Origin of the sequence: Nocardioides sp. LHG3406-4, assembly GCF_049897745.1 — a bacterium.
Taxonomy (GTDB): Bacteria; Actinomycetota; Actinomycetes; order Propionibacteriales; family Nocardioidaceae; genus Nocardioides.
This window is the reverse complement of the sequence record NZ_JAFCWV010000002.1, coordinates 263254-282970: the sequence shown is the minus strand read 5'-3', so window position 1 is coordinate 282970 and position 19717 is coordinate 263254. Positions and strand designations below refer to the sequence as shown.

The window sequence follows — 19717 nt, the reverse complement described above, 5'->3', positions numbered from 1 at the left end:
TCCCTCTCCAGCCGTGAGATCGACCCCGCCTATTCCTAAAAGGAACAGTAGTCTGGGTGAGTGCCGCGTCAAGACCTCCCGGTCACTTCCTACGCCCTTCTGGGGCTGCTCACCTTCGGCGACGAGCTGACCGGCTACGAGCTCAAGCAGCGCGCGGACATGACGCTGCGCTTCTACTGGGTCTCGCCCGCGATGAGCCAGGTCTACAGCGAGCTGCGCCGGCTGACCGAGGCCGGGCTGGTCCGCCCGACCGGGGAAGGCCGCGGCACGACATACCGCATCACCGCGCGCGGCCGGCGCGACCTGGCCCGGTGGATGAAGGAGACGCCGGCGGGCTTCCCGGTGCTGAAGCACCCGGTGGCGCTGCGGCTGCTGCTCGGCCACCTCGTCGACACCGAGGACACCCTCGCGATGCTGCGCGCGCACCTCGCGGCGCTCGAGGAGGAGCTGTCCGCACTGCGAGGGGTGCGCGAGTCGCTGCGCGGCGCAGACCATGATGGTGAGGTGTTCCGCCATCCCGCACTCGTCGCCGACTGGGGCCTCGACTACCTCGACGCCGAGCGAGAGATCGTCGCGGGGCTCGTACGCCGCGTCGAGGCCGGCGAGTGAGCCGGGCGGTCTGGCTGGTCATCGCGGGGATCGTCTCGGTGCAGCTCGGCGCGTCGTTCGCCAAGGACCTCTTCGGGACCATCTCGCCGACCGCCCTGGTCTGGCTGCGGCTGGCGACGAGCGCGCTCATCCTCGCGGCGATCGCGCGGCCGCGGCTGCGGGGGCGCAGCGGGCGCGACTGGCAGGTGGCGGTCGCCTTCGGGCTCTGCCTCGGCCTGATGAACTGGGCGATCTACCAGTCGTTCTCCCGCATCCCGCTCGGGATCGCGGTGACCCTGGAGTTCATCGGCCCCCTCGCCCTCGCCGTCGTCGGGAGCCGCCGTGCCCGCGACCTCGTCTGGGTGGGGCTGGCACTTGTCGGCGTTGCGCTGCTGGGTGCCGAGCGCGCCGAGCTCGACCTGGTCGGCGTGCTGTTCGCGCTCGTCGCCGGCGCCGCGTGGGCGGCGTACATCCTGCTCAGCGCGAGCACGGGTCGCCGCTGGCCCGGCTTCGACGGGTTGGCGGTCGCCTCGGTCATCGCCGCGGTGGTGCTGGCGCCGGCAGCGATCGTGGCCGGGGGTACGACGCTGCTGGAGGCGCACGTGCTCCTGATCGGCACCGTCATCGGCGTGCTCAGCTCGGTGATCCCCTACAGCTTCGAGCTGGTCGCCCTGCGCACCCTGCGCCCGTCGGTCTTCGGCATCCTGATGAGCCTGGAGCCGGCCGCCGCCGCCTTGGCCGCGGCGGCCGTGCTCGGCGAGCTGCTCTCGGCGTGGCAGTGTCTCGCGATCGCCTGCGTCGTCGTCGCGAGCATCGGCGCGACCCGGACCGGTGGCCCGGTGCATCACGAACCAGCGCCCGACTGACCCCCGCCGATGTTGTTGAGTCGCGCCGTCGTACCCGTTGAGTTGCGCGTTCGTGCCCGTTGAGTGGCGCCGTTGTACCCGTTGAGACGCGGCCGTGTTGCTCGTTGGTGCGGGAGGCGCAACTCGACGGTGCGGGAGGCGCAACTCAACGAATCAGGTGGGCGCCGGCCTGAGCCGTACGGCGCCCCCGCTGGGGCACAATCTGCACATGCCCGCTCCTGTGACCGCCGACACACTCGCTCCCGGCTGATGCGCCGTCGCGGCGCTGCGCTCCTCGCCGGCCTGGCGAGTACGACGCTGATCGTGTCGGCCTGCTCCGACGACCCCAACACCGGCGACCCGACCGTCACCGCTAGTCCCAGCGCGGAGGAGCCCTCGACCCCGGCCTCGGAGTCGGCCACGGGCTCGCCGTCGCCGGTATCGGGCCCGCCGAAGGTCACCGCCACGATCGCGGAGGGACTCGCGGTGCCCTGGGGCATCGCCTTCCTTCCAGATGGCAGCGCCCTGGTCACCGAGCGCGACACCGAGCGCGTGCTCCGCGTGCCCGGGGACGGCACGATCAAGGAGGTCGGCGTCATCGACTCGGCCGCCCCGGAGGGCGAGGGCGGGCTGATGGGCGTGGCGGTGTCCCCCGACTACTCCCAGGACCAGCGCGTCTTCTTCTACCTCACGACGGCCGAGGACAACCGCATCGTGCGAGCGACGTACGACGGCGTCCGCCTGGCCGAGGTCGAGCCCATCCTGACGGGGATCCCGAAGGGCTTCATCCACGACGGCGGGCGGCTGGCGTTCGGGCCGGACGGCTTCCTGTACGCGTCCACCGGCGAGACCGGCGACGGGCCGCTCGCGCAGGATCGGGGCTCGCTGGGCGGGAAGATCCTGCGCATCACCCCCGACGGCGACCCGGCACCTGGCAACCCCGGGGGCACGGCGGTGTGGAGCCTGGGGCATCGCAACGTGCAGGGGCTCGCGTTCGACGACGGCGACCGGCTGTGGGCGAGCGAGTTCGGCGACTCCACGTGGGACGAGCTCAACCTGATCCGGCGGAGCGCCAACTACGGCTGGCCCGAGGTCGAGGGCCGGGCCGGCTCCGGCGGCACCGGCTTCGTCGACCCGCAGGTGGTGTGGCGCACGAGCGAGGCGTCACCCTCCGGCCTGGCCTGGCTCGACGGCTCGCTGTGGCTCGGGGCGCTGCGCGGGACGCGACTGTGGCGAGTGCCGGTCGACGGCGACCGGGCCGGCCGGCCGCAGGACTTCTTCGTGGGCGACTACGGCCGGCTGCGCACCGTCGTCGCGGCGCCCGACGGGACGCTGTGGGTCACCACCTCCAACCACGACGGCCGGGGCGAGCCGGCTTCGGAGGACGACCGGATCCTGCGGGTGACGCCGTAAGGGGGTGTCGTGAGGCTGTCGCGATACCCGGGTAGCCGGGTATCCCGACGCCTACCGGGCGTTGCAACCCCCAAGAAGCGCAGGGAAGCCCCGTGAGGCTTCGACCTCAGCGCCGCTCCACGACCACGCGGCGCGCCGCCCGCCGCAGGGTGGCCAGGATCGCCGGCCCCAGCACCGCCAGCATCAGGGCGGTGGTGATGGCGCGGCCGGTGTCCCAGCTGCCGGTCGAGGTCAGCAACGTGTAGACGCCGAACCGCTGCAGGTTCTCCAGCAGCGGCGCGCCGGCCACGAACGACAGCGAGCCCTCGTGGCCGGGCAGCACGATGCCCAGCGCGAAGGGCCAGCTGGAGAGGTTCATCAGCAGGCCGAAGGCGTACGCCGACACGACGCCGTACGCGATCAGCATCGCGATCTCCCGGCGACCGGTGAAGCGGCGCGGCAGGAGTCCGGCACCCATCCCGACCCACGCCGACACCAGCATCTGGAAGGGCAGCCACGGGCCGACGCCGGCCGTCATCAGTGCGCTCGCGAACAGCGACGTGCAGCCCAGCGCGAACCCGAAACCCGGCCCGAACACCCGCCCGGCCAGGATCAGCAGGAAGAAGACCAGCTCGATGCCGGCGGTGCCAGCGCCCAGTCCGCGCAGGATCGCGTTGACCGCGCTGAGGACGCCGAGGATCGCCAGCACCCGTGCGTCCATGCCGCCCTCGGAGAACTCGGCCAGCACGAGCACGATGACCAACGGCAGCAGCGCCAGGAAGATGAACGGCGGGTCGAATCGCTGCTGCTCCGGCACGCGCACCAGCAGTGGCCAGGCCAGCATCATCAGCCCGGCGACCGACGCGACGGAGAGTACGACGACCGAGCGGGCCCGCAGCGGCACGGCTCGGAGCGCAGCCGTCGACTCAGCCATCGACGAGCCCCAGGGCGTGGGCCACCTCGTCGACGCGCAGCCACGGCGCGCCGAGGATCTTGGTGACCTGGGGCGCGAAGGCCGGCGACTGGGCCAGCACGGTGCGCGCCGCCCCGGCCGAGACGACCTCGCCCGACGCCATCACGACCACCCGGTCGGCGACCCGGGCTGCGAACTCGACGTCGTGCGTGGAGACGAGCACGGCGTGGGCCGCGTCGGCGAGGTCGCGCAGGATCCGCGCGAGCGTCTCCTTCGCGGGGTAGTCCAGGCCACGGGTCGGCTCGTCGAGCAGCAGCACCCGCGGCCGCGCCGTGAGGACGATCGCCAGCACCAGCGCCAGCCGCTGGCCCTCGGAGAGGTCGCGCGGGTGGGCACCCCGGTCGATGCCGGGCACCAGACGGTCGAGCAGGTCTCCGCAGGTGCCGGGCTCGGCGTCCGCACCCGCGTCGGCGGCCTGGCACTCCTCCCGCACGGACTCGAGGTAGAGCAGGTCGGCGGCCGTCTGCGGCACCAGCCCGACCGCCGCACGGCGCGCGGCTGCGTCGAGCCGCGCCGGGTCGTGGCCACTCACGTCGACGGACCCCGCGCTCCGGCGCCCCGAGCCCTGGAGCGCCCACAGCAGCGACGACTTGCCGGCGCCGTTGCGACCCATCAGGGCCGTCACGCCGCCGGCGTCCAGGTCGAGGTCGACGCTCACGACCGCGCGCGTCCGGCCGTGCGTGACCGCCACCCCGCGGGCGGTGAGCAGCGCGTCTCCACGCACCTCCGCGTCGTACGGCGTCGCGGCCGCGAGCCGGGTGGTGAGCGTGGTCGCGTGTCGGCGCGCGTCGCGCACGCTCAGCGGCAGCGGGTCCCATCGGGCCAGCCGGCCGAGCTCGACGATCGGCGGCACCACCGGCGAGGACACCAGCACCCGGGCCGGTTCGTCGACGTGGAGGCGGCCGTCGCCGGTGAGGAGCACCATTCGGTCGGCGAACGGCACCACCCGCTCGAGTCGGTGCTCGGCGAGCAGCACGGTGAGCCCGAGGTCGTGCACGAGGCGGGTGAGCGTGGCGAGCACCTCCTCGGCCGCGGTCGGGTCGAGGGCCGAGGTGGGCTCGTCGAGCACCAGCACCCGGGGATGGGTGGTCAGCACCGCCCCGATCGCCACCCGCTGCTGCTGGCCACCCGAGAGGCTGCGCAGGTCGCGCTCGCGCACGTCGGCGAGCCCGAGCAGGTCGAGCGTCTCCTCGACGCGGCGGCGCATGGTGTCGCCCGGCAGGCCGAGCTGCTCCATGCCGTAGGCAAGCTCCTCCTCGACCGTGTCGGTGACGAACCCGGCGAGTGGGTCCTGCCCGACGAAGCCGATGACGTGCGCCCGTTCGCGCGGCGGCTGGTGGAGCACGCTGTGGCCGTCGAGGAGTACGTCGCCGCTGAGCCGGCCACCGCTGAACCGCGGCACGAGCCCGGTCAGCACCCCCAGCAACGTGGACTTGCCGACCCCGGTGCGGCCGGAGACGACCACCAGCTCGGCGGCCTCGAGGGTGAGGTCGACGTGGTCGAGCACCGGCGGCGACGTGCCGTCGGCGTCGTAGGAGAAGACGATGTCGCGCAGCTCGATCATGCGGTCGTCCGCGGAGGTGGGGCGAGGACGCCGGCGAGCGCTCCCGCGCCGACTCCGGCCAGCGCGAGCACGCTCACGACCGGCCAGTCGACGACACCGGGATGGGCGACCAGCGGCTGCTGTCGCGCCAGCAGCCAGCCGGCGTACCCGGTGAGGAGGCCGGTGAGGGCCACCAGCACCTCCGGCACCAGCCAGCGGTCGGGCCGGTAGCGGGTGCGCTGCACGCGGCGACCCGCCGAGGCGAGCCCGGCGACGGCCGCGACCACACCGGCCACGAGCATCGGGACCGCCAGGACCTGCGGTGCGGTGCGGTCGAGGACGGCGTAGACCCCGACGCAGATGCCGCTCAGGGCGACGAGCAGCAGGGCCCCGGTGACGAGGCGCTGGCGCCGCGAGATCCCGGGCGCACGGCCGTAGCCGCGCAGGTCCATGCCGGCGGCCAGGGTGAGCGAGCGTTCGAGGGCGTCCTCCAGGACGGGCACCAGGAAGCGGCGGAGGCGGCCGACCCGACCTGTGCTGCCGCCGCGCAGCGCCTGCGCGGCCCGCACCCGGCGGGCGCTGTCGGCCAACTGCGGGAAGATCGTCACCGCCACCACCAGGGAGGTGCCAATCTCGTAGAGAGCCGGCGGCACCGACTTGAGCAGCCGCTTGGGGTTGGCGAGCGCGTTGGCCGCGCCGACGCACACCACGATCGCGGCCAGCCGGAGCCCGTCGTAGAGGCCGGCGAGCAGTCCCTCCCGCGTCAGCGGCCCGAGCAGGTGCAGGCCGCCCGGCAGCGAGATGGCGGGCAGGTCGAGGAGCACGTGACCACCCTCGACGCCGCCGAACACGATCCGGAACAGCACCCTGACCACCACGATCGCCACCCCCAGCCAGACGTAGAGCCGGAACGACCGCGACCACGGATGGTCGCCCCGGCGCAGCGCCACGACCAGCGCGGCGACCGCCACCAGCAACAGCAAGATCAGCGGGTTGGTGGTGAACGACGCGGCCGCGGCCAGCCCGATCGCCCACAGCCACCACGCCACCGGGTGCAGGTCTCGGGCGAGCCGTGGTTTCACGGCCGACTCATCGGGGCGTTCCGCGCCGTCGTACGACGATCGCGGCGCCGCCTGCGGCCACCAGCGCTGCCAGCACGGCGAGCACGAGCCAGGTGGGGACCGCGGACGCGGCGGGCGAGTCGTCGTCGCTGCGAGCCGACACGGGAGACGGCGAATCCGTGGATGCGGGGGCCGACGTGGGGGTCGCTGAGGGGGTCGACGAGGGTGCCGAGCTGGGCGGTGCCGTGGGCGTCCGCTTCGGCGTCGGTGACGGTGCGCGGGTCGGCGACGTGGTGGCCGACGGTGCCGACGACGCGGTCGACGCCGTGGGACTCGATGCCGGTGGCTGGGTCGGCGACGGCGGCTTGCTGGAAGGCTTGGTGGAAGGCTTGCTGGAAGGCTTGCTGGAAGGCTTGCTGGTCGGCTTGCTCGACGGCTTGGCGGTCGGGCTCGGCTCCGACCGCACGGCCGCGGGCACGCCCGGGACCCGGCGGCCGCCGGACTGCCAGGCGAGGCCGACGTACCCGCCGTCGGGCACCCGGAGCCCGCCGGCCGCGATGCTGGAGTAGACCCACTCGCCGTTCGTGCCGTCGGACCAGAAGAGTCCCCAGTAGGCGTCGTCCGGCGGCGTGTTGACGCACGGGTCGTCGGCGGGCACGCCGTCGACCCGGCAGACGAAGCCGGGGAACCGCTGCACGTAGGCCAGCTCGTGACCGGCGGAGGTGAACGCCTCAGCAGCGTTCTTGGCCGCTCCCCCGGCGTCGCACGAGGTGTGTACGCCGCCGCCGAGCGCGCCGAAGTCGACCACGACGCTCACGCCGGACGACGTGGCGCAGGTCGCGGCGGAGGCGGGCGCCGATCCGGCGAGGAGGCCGGCGCTGACGCCCGTCGCCGCGGTGAGGACCACCGCGGCGACGAGGCGTGCAGGCAGGTGACGCGTCATGCTCGTCTAGTTGCGGACGAGGACGAACGCCTTGGCGACGGCGTCGGCCGTCTTGAGCTTCACCTTGCGCTTGGCGTTGCCGTTCGGCATCTCCAGCTTGGCCGCGATCTTGCCGCCGGTCGCCTTGCCGACGACCCGCTTGAAGTCACCCTGCACGGACACGCACGCGCGCTCGCCCGGGGCCAGGCCGAAGTTGCTGAAGCGCACCTTGGTGCGGGCCTCGGCGCGGGCGGTGTTGCCCACGACCCTGAGCTTGTCGGGAGAGGCCGGCGCCCACTGCAGCACCGGCAGCGCCTGGGCGGTCGCCCGGCGCCACTGGTCGGTGGTCTCGGCCGTGACGCCGGCAGTCCGGGCCGACCGGACCGCGATGTCGTCGTACGCGACGGCGCCCAGGCTCTTCGACAGGGCGCTGAAGCAGCGGTTCTTGTCGACCGGCTGGCGCTTGCGGACCCACACCGCGGCGTCGGCCGCGGCCTGCTTGTTGTTCAGCGAGCCCAGCGCCCAGCCGGCCAGGCCGGTGCTGTTGGTGTTGGGCTTGCCCGTGGCACCGACCACCCCGAAGGCGCCGCTGGACGCCTGGCGGGCCGCGAGCCACGCACCGGCCTTGGCCAGGGCGGCCGCGACCTCGGGCGTGGTGTCACCCGACGCGGCCAGGTTGACGACGACGAGCGACGTGGCGTCGAGGTCGGCGGCGCTGTCCGCCGCTCCGTCGACGCAGCCCTGGGAGGCGTTGGCCTTGTCCTTGGTGAAGTCGAGGCGGAAGTAGCCGCCCGCGCACTGCTGCTGGAGCAGGAACTTCACGGCGTCGGCGGCGCGTGCCGACTTGGCCTCGACGAGCGCGCGCGCGGCGAACGACTGCCCGACGACGTTGGCGAAGTCGCCGAAGGTCGACTTGTCCTCGATGCGACCGGTGATCGGCGCGGCGGTGGCCACGCGCGATTCCAGTCGGGTGACCAGGTTGACCCCGCCGTACGACGTCGGGTTGCCGCCGGCGATCCGCGCGAGCGTGGCCGCCTTGGCGGTCGCGCCGGCGTAGGTGCTGTCGGGGTCGCTCGTGCCGCCGGAGATGTAGGACTCGATCTTCGAGGCGACGGCACCGCTGATGGTGCGCACGGCCGAGTCGTTCCCGGTCTGGTCGAGGCCGAGCGCGATGTCGATGCTCAGCCCGAAGTCGGGGCCGAACTTGCCGACCGCGAGGCCGCTTGTGAGCTGGCCCTTGATCCAGGTGGACGCCAGAGCGGCGGCCGAGTCGTCGGTCTTGGCCGGGACCGGGGCCGATGCCTGGGCGGCGGGGGTGCCGGCCAGGGTGGTGACGGTGATTGCCGCGGAGGCCACGAGGGCTCCGGCGGTGCGCATGATGCGCGCCATGTTGATCCTTCCCGCTGCGCGCGGGCAGCCCCCAGGATCTCGGGGCGAACCCGCCGTTGTTCCACGACAGCGATGTTCGGGACGCTCACAGCGGTGGTCCGGCTCGCCACGACCGGTCAGGAGCTGGCCGGTCCAGGCCTACGGTTGCGGGTCAGCGCCGGGTTCGGACCGGCTTCCCTCCGCGAGCGAAGTTGATGTTGTCTCGGACGGCCACCCTACCGGTCGCGAGCTCCGACCGAGCCCCTGGTTCGGCGTGGCGCGGGACCGGCTCTCAGGTGAGCTTCTCGAGGATGAGCTCGCGGACCCGGCCGGCGTCGGCCTGCCCGCGCATCTCCTTCATGACCGCCCCGATGAGGGCCCCGGCCGCGGCCACCTTGCCGTCACGGATCTTCTCGGCGACGTCGGGGTTGGCCGCGATGGCGGTGTCCACGGCGGCGCCGAGCGCACCCTCGTCGGAGACGATGGCCAGCCCGCGGGCGGCCACGATCTCCTCGGGCGTCCCCTCGCCGGCGTACAGGCCCTCGAATACCTGCCGGGCCAGCTTGTCGTTGATGGAGCCGGCGTCGACGAGCTTCTGTACGGCGGCTACGTCGGTCGGCGTGACGCCCAGCTCCGCGATGTCGACTCCCGTGTCGTTGGCGCGCCGGGCCAGCTCGGAGAGCCACCACTTGCGGGCCGTCGGCGGGGTCGCGCCGGCCGCGATCGTCTCCTCCACGAGGAGGAGCGCACCGGCGCCGACGGTGTCGCGCATCTCGAGGTCAGAGAAGCCCCACTCGGCCTGGAGCCGAGCGCGCCGCTCCTGCGGCGGCTCGGGCAGGGTCGCCCGAAGCTCCTCGACCCACTCGCGGCTCGGGGCCACGGGCACCAGGTCGGGCTCCGGGAAGTAGCGGTAGTCCTCGGCGTCGGACTTCTCCCGGCCGCTCGTGGTCACGCCGGTGTCCTCGTGCCAGTGCCGGGTCTCCTGGAGGATCGACCCGCCGCCGTCGAGGATCGCGGCGTGTCGGCGCATCTCGTAGCGCACCGCCCGCTCGACGCTGCGCAGCGAGTTGACGTTCTTGGTCTCCGTGCGGGTCCCGAGCGCGCCGGTGCCGGCCGGTGCGAGCGACAGGTTGACGTCGGCGCGGATCGAGCCCTGGTCCATCCGCGCGTCGGAGACGCCGAGGGCCACGATCAGGTCGCGCAGCTGCGAGACGTAGGCCCGGGCCACGGCGGGGGCCTTCTCGCGCGCGCCCATGATCGGCTTGGTGACGATCTCGATGAGCGGGATGCCGGCCCGGTTGTAGTCGACGAGGGAGTGGTCGGCGCCGTGGATGCGGCCCGTGGCGCCGCCGACGTGCAGCGACTTCCCCGTGTCCTCCTCCATGTGCGCGCGCTCGATCTCGATGCGGTAGGTCTCACCGTCGACCTCCACCTCGGTCCAGCCCTCGAACGCGATCGGCTCGTCGTACTGGGAGGTCTGGAAGTTCTTCGGCATGTCCGGGTAGAAGTAGTTCTTCCGCGCGAACCGGCACCACTCCGCGATCTCGCAGTTGAGGGCGAGCCCGATGCGCATCGCCGACTCGACGGCGACCCGGTTGACGACCGGCATGGCGCCTGGCAGGCCCAAGCAGGTGGGGCAGGTCTGCGTGTTGGGCGGCGCGCCGAACTCGGTCGGGCACCCGCAGAACATCTTCGACACGGTGTTCAGCTCGACGTGGACCTCGAGGCCCATGGCCGGGTCGAACTTCTCCAGCGACTCCTCGAACGTCAGCAGTGCGTCGCTCATCGCGAGGCTCCTTCCAGGGCCGGGGCCCGGTCGAGCAGCGGGCCGCCCCACGCCTTCTCCAGCAGCGCCTCGGCGGCCGCGCCGACACGGTAGACGCGGTCGTCGGCCAGCGCGGGGGCCAGGATCTGCAGCCCGGAGGGCAGGCCGTCCTCGGCCGCGAGGCCGTTGGGCACCGAGATGCCCGGCACTCCCGCCAGGTTGGCAGGGATGGTGGCGAGGTCGTTGAGGTACATCGCCAGCGGGTCGTCGAGCTTCTCCCCCAGCTTGAACGCCGTCGTCGGCGCCGTGGGCGACACCAGGACGTCGGCCTTCGCGAAGGCAGCCTCGAAGTCGCGCGTGATCAGGGTGCGCACCTTCTGGGCCTGGCCGTAGTAGGCGTCGTAGTAGCCGCTCGAGAGGGCGTAGGTGCCCAGGATGATGCGGCGCTTCACCTCGTCGCCGAAGCCGGCGTCGCGGGTGGCCCGCATGACCTCCTCGGCCGAGGGTGATGGGTTGCCGTCGGGCAGCACGCGCAGCCCGTAGCGCATCGCGTCGAACTTGGCGAGGTTGCTCGACGCCTCCGCCGGCAGGATCAGGTAGTACGTCGCCAGGGCGTGCACGAAGTGCGAGCAGCTGACCTCCACGACCTTGGCGCCGGCGGCCACCATCAGGTCGACGGACTCCTGGAAGCGCGCGAGCACGCCGTCCTGGTAGCCCTCGCCGCCGAGCTCCTTCACCACACCGATGCGGACGCCGGTGAGGTCTCCGGTGGCGCCCTGGCGGGCAGCCTCGACGAGAGAGGGCATCGGCTGGTCGACGCTGGTGGAGTCGAGCGGGTCGTGGCCGCCGATGATCTCGTGCAGCAGCGCCGCGTCCATCACGGTGCGGGTGACCGGGCCGGCCTGGTCGAGCGAGTTGGCCAGCGCCACGAGGCCGTAGCGCGAGACGCCGCCGTAGGTCGGCTTCACGCCGACGGTTCCGGTCACGGCGCCGGGCTGCCGGATCGAGCCGCCGGTGTCGGTGCCGATGGCCAGTGGCGCCTCGAAGGCGGCCACGGCCGCGGCGGACCCGCCGCCCGAGCCGCCGGGGATGCGGTCGAGGTCCCACGGGTTGTGCGTGGCGCCGTACGCGGAGTGCTCGGTGGAGGAGCCCATCGCGAACTCGTCCATGTTGGTCTTGCCGAGGATCGGCAGGCCCGCGGTGCGCAGCCGCGCGACCACGGTGGCGTCGTACGGCGGGACCCAGCCCTCCAGGATCTTCGAGCCGCACGTCGTGGGCATCCCGCGGGTCGCCATCACGTCCTTGACGGCGATCGGCACGCCGTCGAGGACGCTGGCGGGCTTGCCGGCAGCGCGGCGCTCGTCGGACGCGGCGGCCTGCTCGAGGGCGCCCTCACGGTCGACGTGCAGGAACGCGTGTACGGCGCCGTCGACGGCGTCGATGCGCTCGAGGTGCGCCTCGGTGAGCTGCACCGACGTGACGCTTCCCTCGGCGAGCGCGTCGGCCATCCGGGCGGCGGTGTCACGGGTCGGGGTCATCAGGCCTCCTCACCCAGGATGCGCGGCACGCTGAACCGCTGCTGCTCCGACTCGGGCGCCCCGGCGAGCGCCTCCTCGGCGCTCAGGCAGGGGGCCACCACGTCGTCGCGGAACACGTTGGTCAGCGGCAGGGCGTGCGACGTCGGCGGGACGTCGGCGCTCGCCACCTCGTTGATGGAGGCGACGGACTCGAGGATCACCGACAGCTGCGGTGCGAGGTGGTCGAGCTCGGCGTCGGAGAGGTCGATGCGGGCCAGGTCGGCCAAGTGCGCGACCTCGTCCCGGGTGATCTCGACTTTGGTCTGAGGCATGCGGTCATCCTAGGAGCGGCGCCACCCCGCCCGTGCGGCGGCTTCCCCCGGGTGAACCGGATCAGGAGCGGACGGCCAGGACGAACGCACCCAGCTCGGCCAACCCGGCCACGAGGACGACCGGCCACAGCACGCGGTCGCGCCAGCGCCGTCGCCAGCCGGTCACGACCACCGCCGCGCCCGTTACCCCACGAGGACCGCCACCGGCCGTGCCGGCCCGGCCGCCTCCAGCAAGCCCGCGAGCACGGCGACGAGGCCGAGCAGCACCACGCCGACCGCGGTCTGGTCGACCAGGACGCCCTGGACGAGCCGCGCCATCTCTCGCACCGCACCGCCGGCTCGTCGCTCCGGTTGCGTCGCCGGGGGCTCGTGTCTCATGCCTGCAGCCGTGCCCGCCCCAGGTCCGCGTCAAACCCGGGCCCGACAGGCTCGACAGCCGACACCTGGCAGTCCTCGAGCGGGTCGCTGCGCCGTCCGGCGTCGCAGTCTCCGGACTCGTCAGCGCGCCCCTCACGTGAGACCGTGCCCCGCATGCCCGCTTTGCTGCGCCCGCTGACGCTCGCGGTCCTGCTGGCGATGCTCGGGATCGTCGCCGCAGCCTCACCGCTGACGATGCGGGTGCCCGACGGCTCCTCCCCGTCCCTGGGTGACACCTCTACGGGCGACATCTCCCTGCGCTACGTCGCGCTGGGTGACAGCTACACCGCCGCGCCCCTGGTGCCCCCGATGTCCATGGCCGGTGGGTGCCTGCGCTCGGAGCGCAACTACCCCTCGCTCGTGGCCGCCGCCCTGCCCGGCGTCCGGCTCGCCGACCGGAGCTGCAGCCAGGCCGACAGCAGCCACCTCAGCTCACCGCAGGACACCGGCAGGGCGGTCGTGCCGCCCCAGCTCGACGCCGTCGGCCCGGACACCGACCTGGTGACGCTTGCCATGGGAGGCAACGACTTCGACCTCTTCGGCAACCTGATGGGCCATTGCACCGCCCTGCGCGACCGGGACCCGGCGGGCCGGCCGTGCCGCGACGCTGCCCAGCAGCCGGGAGGCGGCGACGTCTACCTCGAGGTGCTTCCCAGGATCCGCACCCACCTGGTCAGCGCCGTGCGCGAGATCCGGCGCCGCGCGCCCGACGCCGAGGTCATCGTCGTGGGCTACCCGCAGATCGTCCCGGCCCACAGCCGGTGCGCCGCGCTCCCGTTCGCCGCGGGCGACGTCGCCTACGCCCGGATGGTGAACCGGCGGCTGGTCACCACGGTCGAGGAGGCCGCGCGCCGCGCCCACGCGACGTACGTCGATGTCTGGAAGGCCACCGCCGGGCACGACATCTGCGCGGACGACCCGTGGATCAACGGCGCGCGGACGGTCTTCGAGAAGGCGCTGGCCTACCACCCGTTCGCCGCGGAGCAGGAGGCCGTCGCGGAGCTCGTGCTGGCCGAGCTCTGAGCGTCCACCTGGTTGTCCTCGCGGCGAGGACACCGACACCCTCGGCCGTCAGAGCCCGGACGGGCCACGCTCCAACAGCACCTTGAAGGCGGCCTCGTCGAGGACGGGTACGCCGAGCGACTCCGCCTTGTCGGCCTTGGACCCGGCGTTCTCGCCGACCACGACGTAGTCGGTCTTCTTCGACACCGAGCCCGAGGCCTTCCCGCCGCGGGCGATGATCGCCTCCTTCACCGAGTCACGGGTGAAGTCCTCCAGCGAGCCCGTGGCGACGATGGTGAGGCCCTCGAGGGTGCGCGGCACCGACTCGTCGCGCTCGTCGGCCATGGTCACCCCGGCCTTCGCCCACTTGTCGACGATGGCGACGTGCCAGTCGACCCGGAACCACTCGATGACGGCCTCGGCGATGGTGGGTCCGACACCCTCGGCTGCGGCCAGCTGCTCCTGGGCGGCGGCCCGGATCGTCTCCATCGAGCCGAACTCCTGGGCCAGCGCGCGCGCCGCGGTGGGGCCGACGTGCCGGACGGACAGGGCGACCAGCACGCGCCACAGGGGCGCCTGCTTGCGGGTGCCGAGGTTGGCGAGGAGTCGCTGCCCGTTGGCGCTGAGCTGGGGACCCTCCTCGCCCTTCTTGGGGGCGCGCGTGAACAGCGGCACCCGCCGCAGCCGCTCCTCGTCGAGGTGGAACACGTCGCCCTCGTCGTCGACGACGCCGGACTCGACCAGGGCGATCGCCGCCTCGTAGCCCAGCCCCTCGATGTCGAAGGCGCCGCGGCTGGCCACGTGGAAGAGCCGCTCACGCACCTGGGCAGGGCAGAACTGGTGGTTGGGGCAGCGCAGGTCCTTGTCGCCGGCCTTCTGCTGCGCGAGCTCGGTGCCGCACTCGGGGCAGTGGGTCGGCATCTCCCACTCTGCGAGGCCTTCGGGCCGCAGGCCCAGGACGGGCCCGACGATCTCCGGGATGACGTCGCCCGCCTTGCGCAGCACCACGGTGTCTCCGGGCCGGACGTCCTTGCGCCGCACCTCGTGGGCGTTGTGCAGCGTGGCGTTCTCGACCGTGGAGCCGGCGACCTTGGTCGGGACCATCACGCCGTAGGGCGTGACGCGGCCGGTGCGACCGACGTTGACCCGGATCTCGAGGAGCTCGGTGTTGACCTCCTCGGGCGGGTACTTGAACGCGATCGCCCACCGCGGGGCCCGGCTGGTCGAGCCGAGCCGGCGCTGCAGCGAGACCGCGTCTACCTTGACGACGACGCCGTCGATCTCGTGCTCGACGTCGTGGCGGTGCTCGCCGTAGTGCTCGATGTAGGCCTGTACGTCGGCGAGCGTGGGCACCACCTTCACCCGGCCGCTCGTCGGCAGCCCCCAGGTGCGCAGCGCGTCGTACGCCGTGGACTGCGAGGTCGGCTCGAAGCCCTCGCGGGCACCGATGCCGTGGCAGACCATGCCGAGGTCGCGGGTGGCCGTGACACGCGGGTCCTTCTGCCGCAGTGAGCCGGCCGCGGCGTTGCGAGGGTTGGCGAACAACGGCCGGCCGGCGTCGGCCATGGCGGAGTTGAGCCGCTCGAAGGCGTCTCCGGGCAGGAACACCTCGCCGCGCACCTCGACCACGGCCGGCACCGGGAACTCGTCGGAGCCGGTGAGCCGGTGCGGCACCGACGCGATGGTCTTGACGTTGGGCGTGACGTCCTCGCCGGTGCGGCCGTCGCCGCGGGTCAGGGCGCGCACCAGCCGGCCCTGCTCGTAGAGGAGGTTGATCGCCAGGCCGTCGACCTTGAGCTCGCACAGCAGGGCCGGGTCGGTCACCCCGTCGCGCACGAGGCGGGCGTGCCACGACGCCAGCTCGTCGTAGGAGAAGGCGTTGTCGAGCGACTCCATCCGCTGCAGGTGGTCGACGGCGGTGAAGTCGGTCGAGACCGCACCGCCGACCTTCTGGGTCGGCGAGTCGGGCGTGCGAAGCTCGGGGTAGTCGTCCTCGAGCGCCTCCAGCTCACGCAGCCGGACGTCGAAGTCGGCGTCCGAGAGGGTCGGGTCGTCGAGCACGTAGTAGCGCCAGCGGGCGTCCTCGACCTCCTGTGAGATCTGCTGGTGGCGGTCGCGGGCCTCGGCAGGCGCTGAGGCCGTCGCAGGGGCCGTCGCAGGGGCGGGTACGGCGTCGCTCATGGCCGCATTCTGCCCCGTCCCGCCGACATCGGCCCGGCCGCACCCGACCGGCCCGTCCGTGCGTGCGACGCGGTCCGCGTGCGCCCGCTGGAGCCACTGGTCTAGACCGCGTCGAAATATTCACTGGGGAGGAATGCCTCGGCCTGCCTAGTCCGTTGATGAAACGAAACTGTTTCGTTTCAATCCTCCCGACAGGACACCCGAATGACCCCTCAGACTCCCCCACCGCCCGCGACCGACGGCGGCGTCGCCCGACCGCGCGTCGAGGGCGACCGCGAGCGGGAGATCTTCGAGGCGACCCTGGCGGTGCTCTCCGAAGTCGGGTACGACCGGCTCACGATGGACGCCGTCGCCACCGCGGCGAAGGCCTCCAAGGCCACGCTCTACCGTCGCTGGAACAGCAAGGTCGCGCTCGTCATCGAGGCGCTCACCGCCCAGAAGCCCCAGCCGGAGCCGCCCGACACCGGCACCCTGCGCGGCGACCTGCTGGCGTCGTTCTGCGGCCTGGGCGGCATGACGGACCCTCAACAGCTGGCGACCTTCTCGAGCGTGCTGACCGCCATGGTCCGCGACCAGGAGTTCGCGGCGGCCTACCGGCGCGACGTGCTCGGCCCGAAGGTCGCCGCCACGGAGAAGATCTACCAGCGCGCGGCCGAGCGCGGGGAGCTCAGCCTCGACGTCGACCTCGCGGTCGTCGCCCCCGCCCTCGCCGGCATCCTCCTCCACCGCTTCTTCGTGCTCGGCGAGCCACCGGACGAGGAGTCCATCGCCCGCGTCATCGACCACGTGATCCTGCCGGCCGCCATCCGGCCGGCCGCCCCCACCACAGACCCGTCAACACCGAAGGACCTGTCATGACCAACATCACCGCACCCCCGCCCGAGGTGACGCCCGACGAGCGGCGCCGGCTGCGCTGGGCCCTCGTGATCATCTCGATCGCCCAGCTGATGGTGGTGCTCGACAGCACCATCGCCAACATCGCGCTGCCATTCATCGGCCGCGACCTCGAGATCAGCGCCGGCAACCTCCAGTGGATCGTCACCGGCTACGCACTGGCCTTCGGTGGCCTGCTGCTGCTGGGTGGTCGCCTCGGCGACCTCTACGGGCGCCGGCTCGTCTTCATCGTCGGCATCCTCGTCTTCGTCACAGCGTCCTTCCTCGGGGGCATCTCGCAGTCGGAGCTCACGCTGCTCGGCGCCCGGGGCTTCCAGGGCCTCGGTGCCGCACTGGCCTCCCCGGCCGCCCTGGCGCTGATCACCACGACCTTCCCGGCCGGGCCCGAGCGCAACCGCGCCTTCGCCGTGTACGCCGCCATGTCGGGCGCCGGCGCCGCCGTCGGCCTCATCCTCGGCGGCTGGCTGACCGGGCTCGACCAGCCTCTCGGCATGAGCGGATGGCGCCTGACGTTCCTCATCGTGATCCCGATCGGCCTGGTCGCGGCGTTCCTCGCCCCGCGCTTCTTCAAGGAGTCGGTGCGACACCACGGCGAGCTCGACATCCCGGGCGCGATCACCGGCACCCTGGGCCTGCTCGGCATCGTCTACGGCCTCTCGCGGGCCGGCGACAGCCAGCACGGCTGGGGCGACAGCTGGACCCTCACCAGCCTCGCCGCGGGCGCCGTACTCCTGCTGCTCTTCGCTGTCATCGAGTCCCGGGTGAAGCACCCGCTGCTGCCGTTCCGGATCTTCGCCAGCCAGACCCGCGCGGCGAGCTTCCTCGCGATGATGCTGATGCCGGCCGCGATGTTCGCGATGTTCTTCTTCCTGAGCCTGTTCGTGCAGAACGTGATGGGCTACAGCCCGCTCAAGGCCGGCTTCGCGTTCATGCCGTTCTCGGTGGCGATCGTGGTGAGCGCGACCATCGTGTCCAGCCTGGTCGCCCGCATCGACGCCCGCTACATCGCCGGGGTCGGCACCCTGATGGCCGCCACCGCCCTGTTCGGCTTCTCGCGGCTCTCCGTGCCCGACGGCGCCGACGACGTGCTCGGCTCGCTGAGCTCGGGCCAGCCGCTGGGCACCGGCGTCAACTACTGGACCGACATCCTGCCGTTCGTGGTGCTGATGGCGCTGGGCATGGGCGCGGTGTTCGTGCCCCTCACCCTGACCGCGGTCCACCACCTGCGCTCCGAGGACTCCGGCATCGGGTCGGGTGTCCTCAACACCATGCAGCAGATCGGTGGCGCGCTCGGCCTGGCGACCCTCAGCACGGTCGCCACCCACAGCATGACCAACCGCGCCGAGGACATCGCACCGCAGATCGGCGAGGGCCTCCACCAGGCCGCCCAGCAGGACCCGGGGCTCCTCGACCGGCTGATGGGCGTCTTCGGCGTCGACTCGGTCGACCAGGTCGTCCAGCAGGTCACCGCCCTCGGAACGTTCCCCAGCGCCGCCACCAGCGCGTTCTTCGTCGGCACGTTCATGATGGTCGCCGGCTCGTTGGTCGTGTGGCTGTTCCTCGACGTCAAGCACGAGGAGCTCGCCACGGACGGGCCGGAGGGCGTGCACGTGGGGTGACGTCCCACGGCCGGTCGCCCAGCAGAGATGAACCGAGAAGCACCTGATCCCTCCCGGATCAGGTGCTTCTCGCGTCACGGGTGCCTCCACGGCCGCGCGGGGACGCTGCTTCGAGCGGTCCCCGACATCGGTGATGCCGCAGCCCGTCCGCCGGTCCTACGGTGACGGGGCCCCTGCAGGACCGGCAGGCGCCGAGGAGGGGAGGCCGACATGACCCGACTGCACAGGTTGGTCGGCTTCCTCGGCGCCGTCGTCCTCGGCCTCACGACGGTTGCGGTCACCGCGCCCGCCCAGGCCGGGCGTCACACGTGGCCCCGCGGCCAGGTCACCTACTTCGACGCCACCAAGGACAAGGGGGCCGTCGCCGCGGCCGCGGCCATGTGGAACGACTCCGGCGTCAAGGTGCACTTCCGCAAGATCGGCAACCGCAGGAAGGCCGACATCCTCATCAGGAACACCCACAACGTCCCGATGGGCTGCGGATCCGGCTATGCCACGGTCGGCTACCTCGGCGGCCGGCAGGGCTACGTCAACATCCTGCACGGATCGGCGAAGGACGGCCAGATCTGCGCCTGGCCCGGCCAGACCCTCGTGATGGCCCACGAGCTCGGCCACGTGCTCGGGCTGAACCACACAGACCGGCGCTGCTCGATCATGAACACCTCCCACACCAACGGCGTCGCCCCCACCGGCTGCCTGGGCGACGACCTCGGCCGGCCCGGCCGGTGGTGGTGCCGCGGACCTGCCCAGAAGGACCTCGCCGTGCTCCAGAAGATGTACGGCGGCAAGGCGAAGCCGGTCCGCGCCGACCCGTGGTGCGACGCCGTACCCCGGATTCCGGCGAGCGGCCCGGTCACAGCGGTGATCGACGAGTACGGCGGCGGCCTGACGCTCGCCCTCAGCCGGGCCCCGGAGCCGGCACTGCCGGCCTGGTTGCCCGAGTGGGGCTTCGGCGCGCCGGGCTACGAGGTGCACGTGACGCCCGGTGCCTGCAGCGCCACCCAGGGCGAGGACAGCACCACCGTCGTCGACGCCAACGTCTGGACCGTGCCGGTCGGCGGGGTGGAGACCGTGACCACCTACGCCGAGCTGCCACCGGGCGTCAGCTGTGTGACCGTGTGGCAGTTCGACCGGGCCGCCAACTACGCGCTCGCCCCCGCCACCACGCTCGTCACCTACACCCCGGAGCCTCTCGTGCGGCTGGCCCAGCCCTGGGCCGATGCCGCCTCGCAGCCGGCCCAGCGCCTCAACGGCGTCCGGCCCGCGGTGGTCCGTTTCGACCGGTGACCAGGTCGGGT

The 19717-nt window shown here is 72.7% G+C and carries 17 protein-coding genes; 7 read left to right on the top strand and 10 right to left on the bottom strand.

Annotated elements, in window-relative coordinates; genetic code table 11:
• Positions 1-60: 60 nt before the first annotated feature.
• From ACP7BP_RS07350 to ACP7BP_RS07340, 3 genes are all read left to right on the top strand, one after another.
• Complete coding sequence (locus ACP7BP_RS07350) at positions 61-609, top strand: PadR family transcriptional regulator (RefSeq protein WP_426243918.1); 549 nt, start codon at positions 61-63, stop codon at positions 607-609.
• The gene (locus tag ACP7BP_RS07345) at positions 606-1454 is read left to right on the top strand and encodes an EamA family transporter (RefSeq protein WP_426243917.1); all 849 of its coding nucleotides are present in this window, start codon (positions 606-608) and stop codon (positions 1452-1454) included. Before ACP7BP_RS07350 ends, ACP7BP_RS07345 begins: the two co-directional genes overlap by 4 nt.
• Positions 1455-1703: 249 nt before the next feature.
• Positions 1704-2846, top strand: coding sequence for a PQQ-dependent sugar dehydrogenase (locus ACP7BP_RS07340; RefSeq protein ID WP_426243916.1), 1143 nt, complete (start codon positions 1704-1706; stop codon positions 2844-2846).
• Between the two features lie 106 nt (positions 2847-2952).
• On the opposite strand, the gene ACP7BP_RS07335 is transcribed toward ACP7BP_RS07340, so the two are convergent.
• The 9 genes from ACP7BP_RS07335 to ACP7BP_RS07295 all read right to left on the bottom strand — a co-directional run bounded on the left by ACP7BP_RS07335 (position 2953) and on the right by ACP7BP_RS07295 (position 12684).
• Positions 2953-3759, bottom strand: a complete 807-nt coding sequence (locus ACP7BP_RS07335) for an ECF transporter S component (protein ID WP_426243915.1) — start codon at positions 3757-3759, stop codon at positions 2953-2955.
• Positions 3752-5362, bottom strand: a complete 1611-nt coding sequence (locus tag ACP7BP_RS07330; protein WP_426243914.1) for an ABC transporter ATP-binding protein — start codon at positions 5360-5362, stop codon at positions 3752-3754. The genes ACP7BP_RS07335 and ACP7BP_RS07330 overlap by 8 nt, the downstream gene beginning before the upstream one ends.
• Positions 5359-6423 (bottom strand): energy-coupling factor transporter transmembrane component T, encoded by a 1065-nt coding sequence (locus ACP7BP_RS07325; protein ID WP_426243913.1) that lies wholly within the window; start codon positions 6421-6423, stop codon positions 5359-5361. Before ACP7BP_RS07325 ends, ACP7BP_RS07330 begins: the two co-directional genes overlap by 4 nt.
• Positions 6424-6430: 7 nt before the next feature.
• Positions 6431-7345: a hypothetical protein gene (locus ACP7BP_RS07320; RefSeq protein ID WP_426243912.1), complete on the bottom strand. Its 915-nt coding sequence runs from the start codon at positions 7343-7345 to the stop codon at positions 6431-6433.
• A 6-nt stretch (positions 7346-7351) separates the two neighbouring features.
• A complete protein-coding gene (locus ACP7BP_RS07315; RefSeq protein WP_426243911.1) occupies positions 7352-8713 on the bottom strand; it encodes a hypothetical protein in 1362 nt (453 codons plus the stop codon).
• A 271-nt stretch (positions 8714-8984) separates the two neighbouring features.
• Positions 8985-10478: an Asp-tRNA(Asn)/Glu-tRNA(Gln) amidotransferase subunit GatB gene (gene gatB / locus ACP7BP_RS07310; RefSeq protein ID WP_426243910.1), complete on the bottom strand. Its 1494-nt coding sequence runs from the start codon at positions 10476-10478 to the stop codon at positions 8985-8987.
• Positions 10475-11995, bottom strand: coding sequence for an Asp-tRNA(Asn)/Glu-tRNA(Gln) amidotransferase subunit GatA (gatA, locus tag ACP7BP_RS07305; RefSeq protein WP_426243909.1), 1521 nt, complete (start codon positions 11993-11995; stop codon positions 10475-10477). The genes gatB and gatA overlap by 4 nt, the downstream gene beginning before the upstream one ends.
• Positions 11995-12306, bottom strand: a complete 312-nt coding sequence (gene gatC, locus ACP7BP_RS07300) for an Asp-tRNA(Asn)/Glu-tRNA(Gln) amidotransferase subunit GatC (RefSeq protein WP_426243908.1) — start codon at positions 12304-12306, stop codon at positions 11995-11997. The genes gatA and gatC overlap by 1 nt, the downstream gene beginning before the upstream one ends.
• A 183-nt stretch (positions 12307-12489) precedes the next feature.
• Positions 12490-12684 carry a hypothetical protein gene (locus ACP7BP_RS07295; protein WP_426243907.1) on the bottom strand — a complete coding sequence of 65 codons (195 nt, stop codon included), beginning with the start codon at positions 12682-12684 and terminating at the stop codon, positions 12490-12492.
• Between the two features lie 153 nt (positions 12685-12837).
• On the opposite strand from ACP7BP_RS07295, the gene ACP7BP_RS07290 reads away from it, so the two are divergent.
• Positions 12838-13746 carry an SGNH/GDSL hydrolase family protein gene (locus ACP7BP_RS07290; RefSeq protein ID WP_426243906.1) on the top strand — a complete coding sequence of 303 codons (909 nt, stop codon included), beginning with the start codon at positions 12838-12840 and terminating at the stop codon, positions 13744-13746.
• Between the two features lie 48 nt (positions 13747-13794).
• Here ACP7BP_RS07290 and ligA read toward each other — a convergent pair whose 3' ends face one another.
• Positions 13795-15906, bottom strand: coding sequence for an NAD-dependent DNA ligase LigA (gene ligA, locus ACP7BP_RS07285; protein WP_426243905.1), 2112 nt, complete (start codon positions 15904-15906; stop codon positions 13795-13797).
• 204 nt (positions 15907-16110) lie between these two features.
• On the opposite strand from ligA, the gene ACP7BP_RS07280 reads away from it, so the two are divergent.
• The 3 genes from ACP7BP_RS07280 to ACP7BP_RS07270 all read left to right on the top strand — a co-directional run bounded on the left by ACP7BP_RS07280 (position 16111) and on the right by ACP7BP_RS07270 (position 19706).
• Positions 16111-16764: a TetR/AcrR family transcriptional regulator C-terminal ligand-binding domain-containing protein gene (locus ACP7BP_RS07280; protein ID WP_426243904.1), complete on the top strand. Its 654-nt coding sequence runs from the start codon at positions 16111-16113 to the stop codon at positions 16762-16764.
• Positions 16761-18419 carry an MFS transporter gene (locus ACP7BP_RS07275; protein WP_426243903.1) on the top strand — a complete coding sequence of 553 codons (1659 nt, stop codon included), beginning with the start codon at positions 16761-16763 and terminating at the stop codon, positions 18417-18419. Before ACP7BP_RS07280 ends, ACP7BP_RS07275 begins: the two co-directional genes overlap by 4 nt.
• A gap of 210 nt (positions 18420-18629) precedes the next feature.
• Positions 18630-19706 (top strand): M57 family metalloprotease, encoded by a 1077-nt coding sequence (locus ACP7BP_RS07270; RefSeq protein WP_426243902.1) that lies wholly within the window; start codon positions 18630-18632, stop codon positions 19704-19706.
• The last annotated feature ends 11 nt before the right edge of the window (positions 19707-19717 follow it).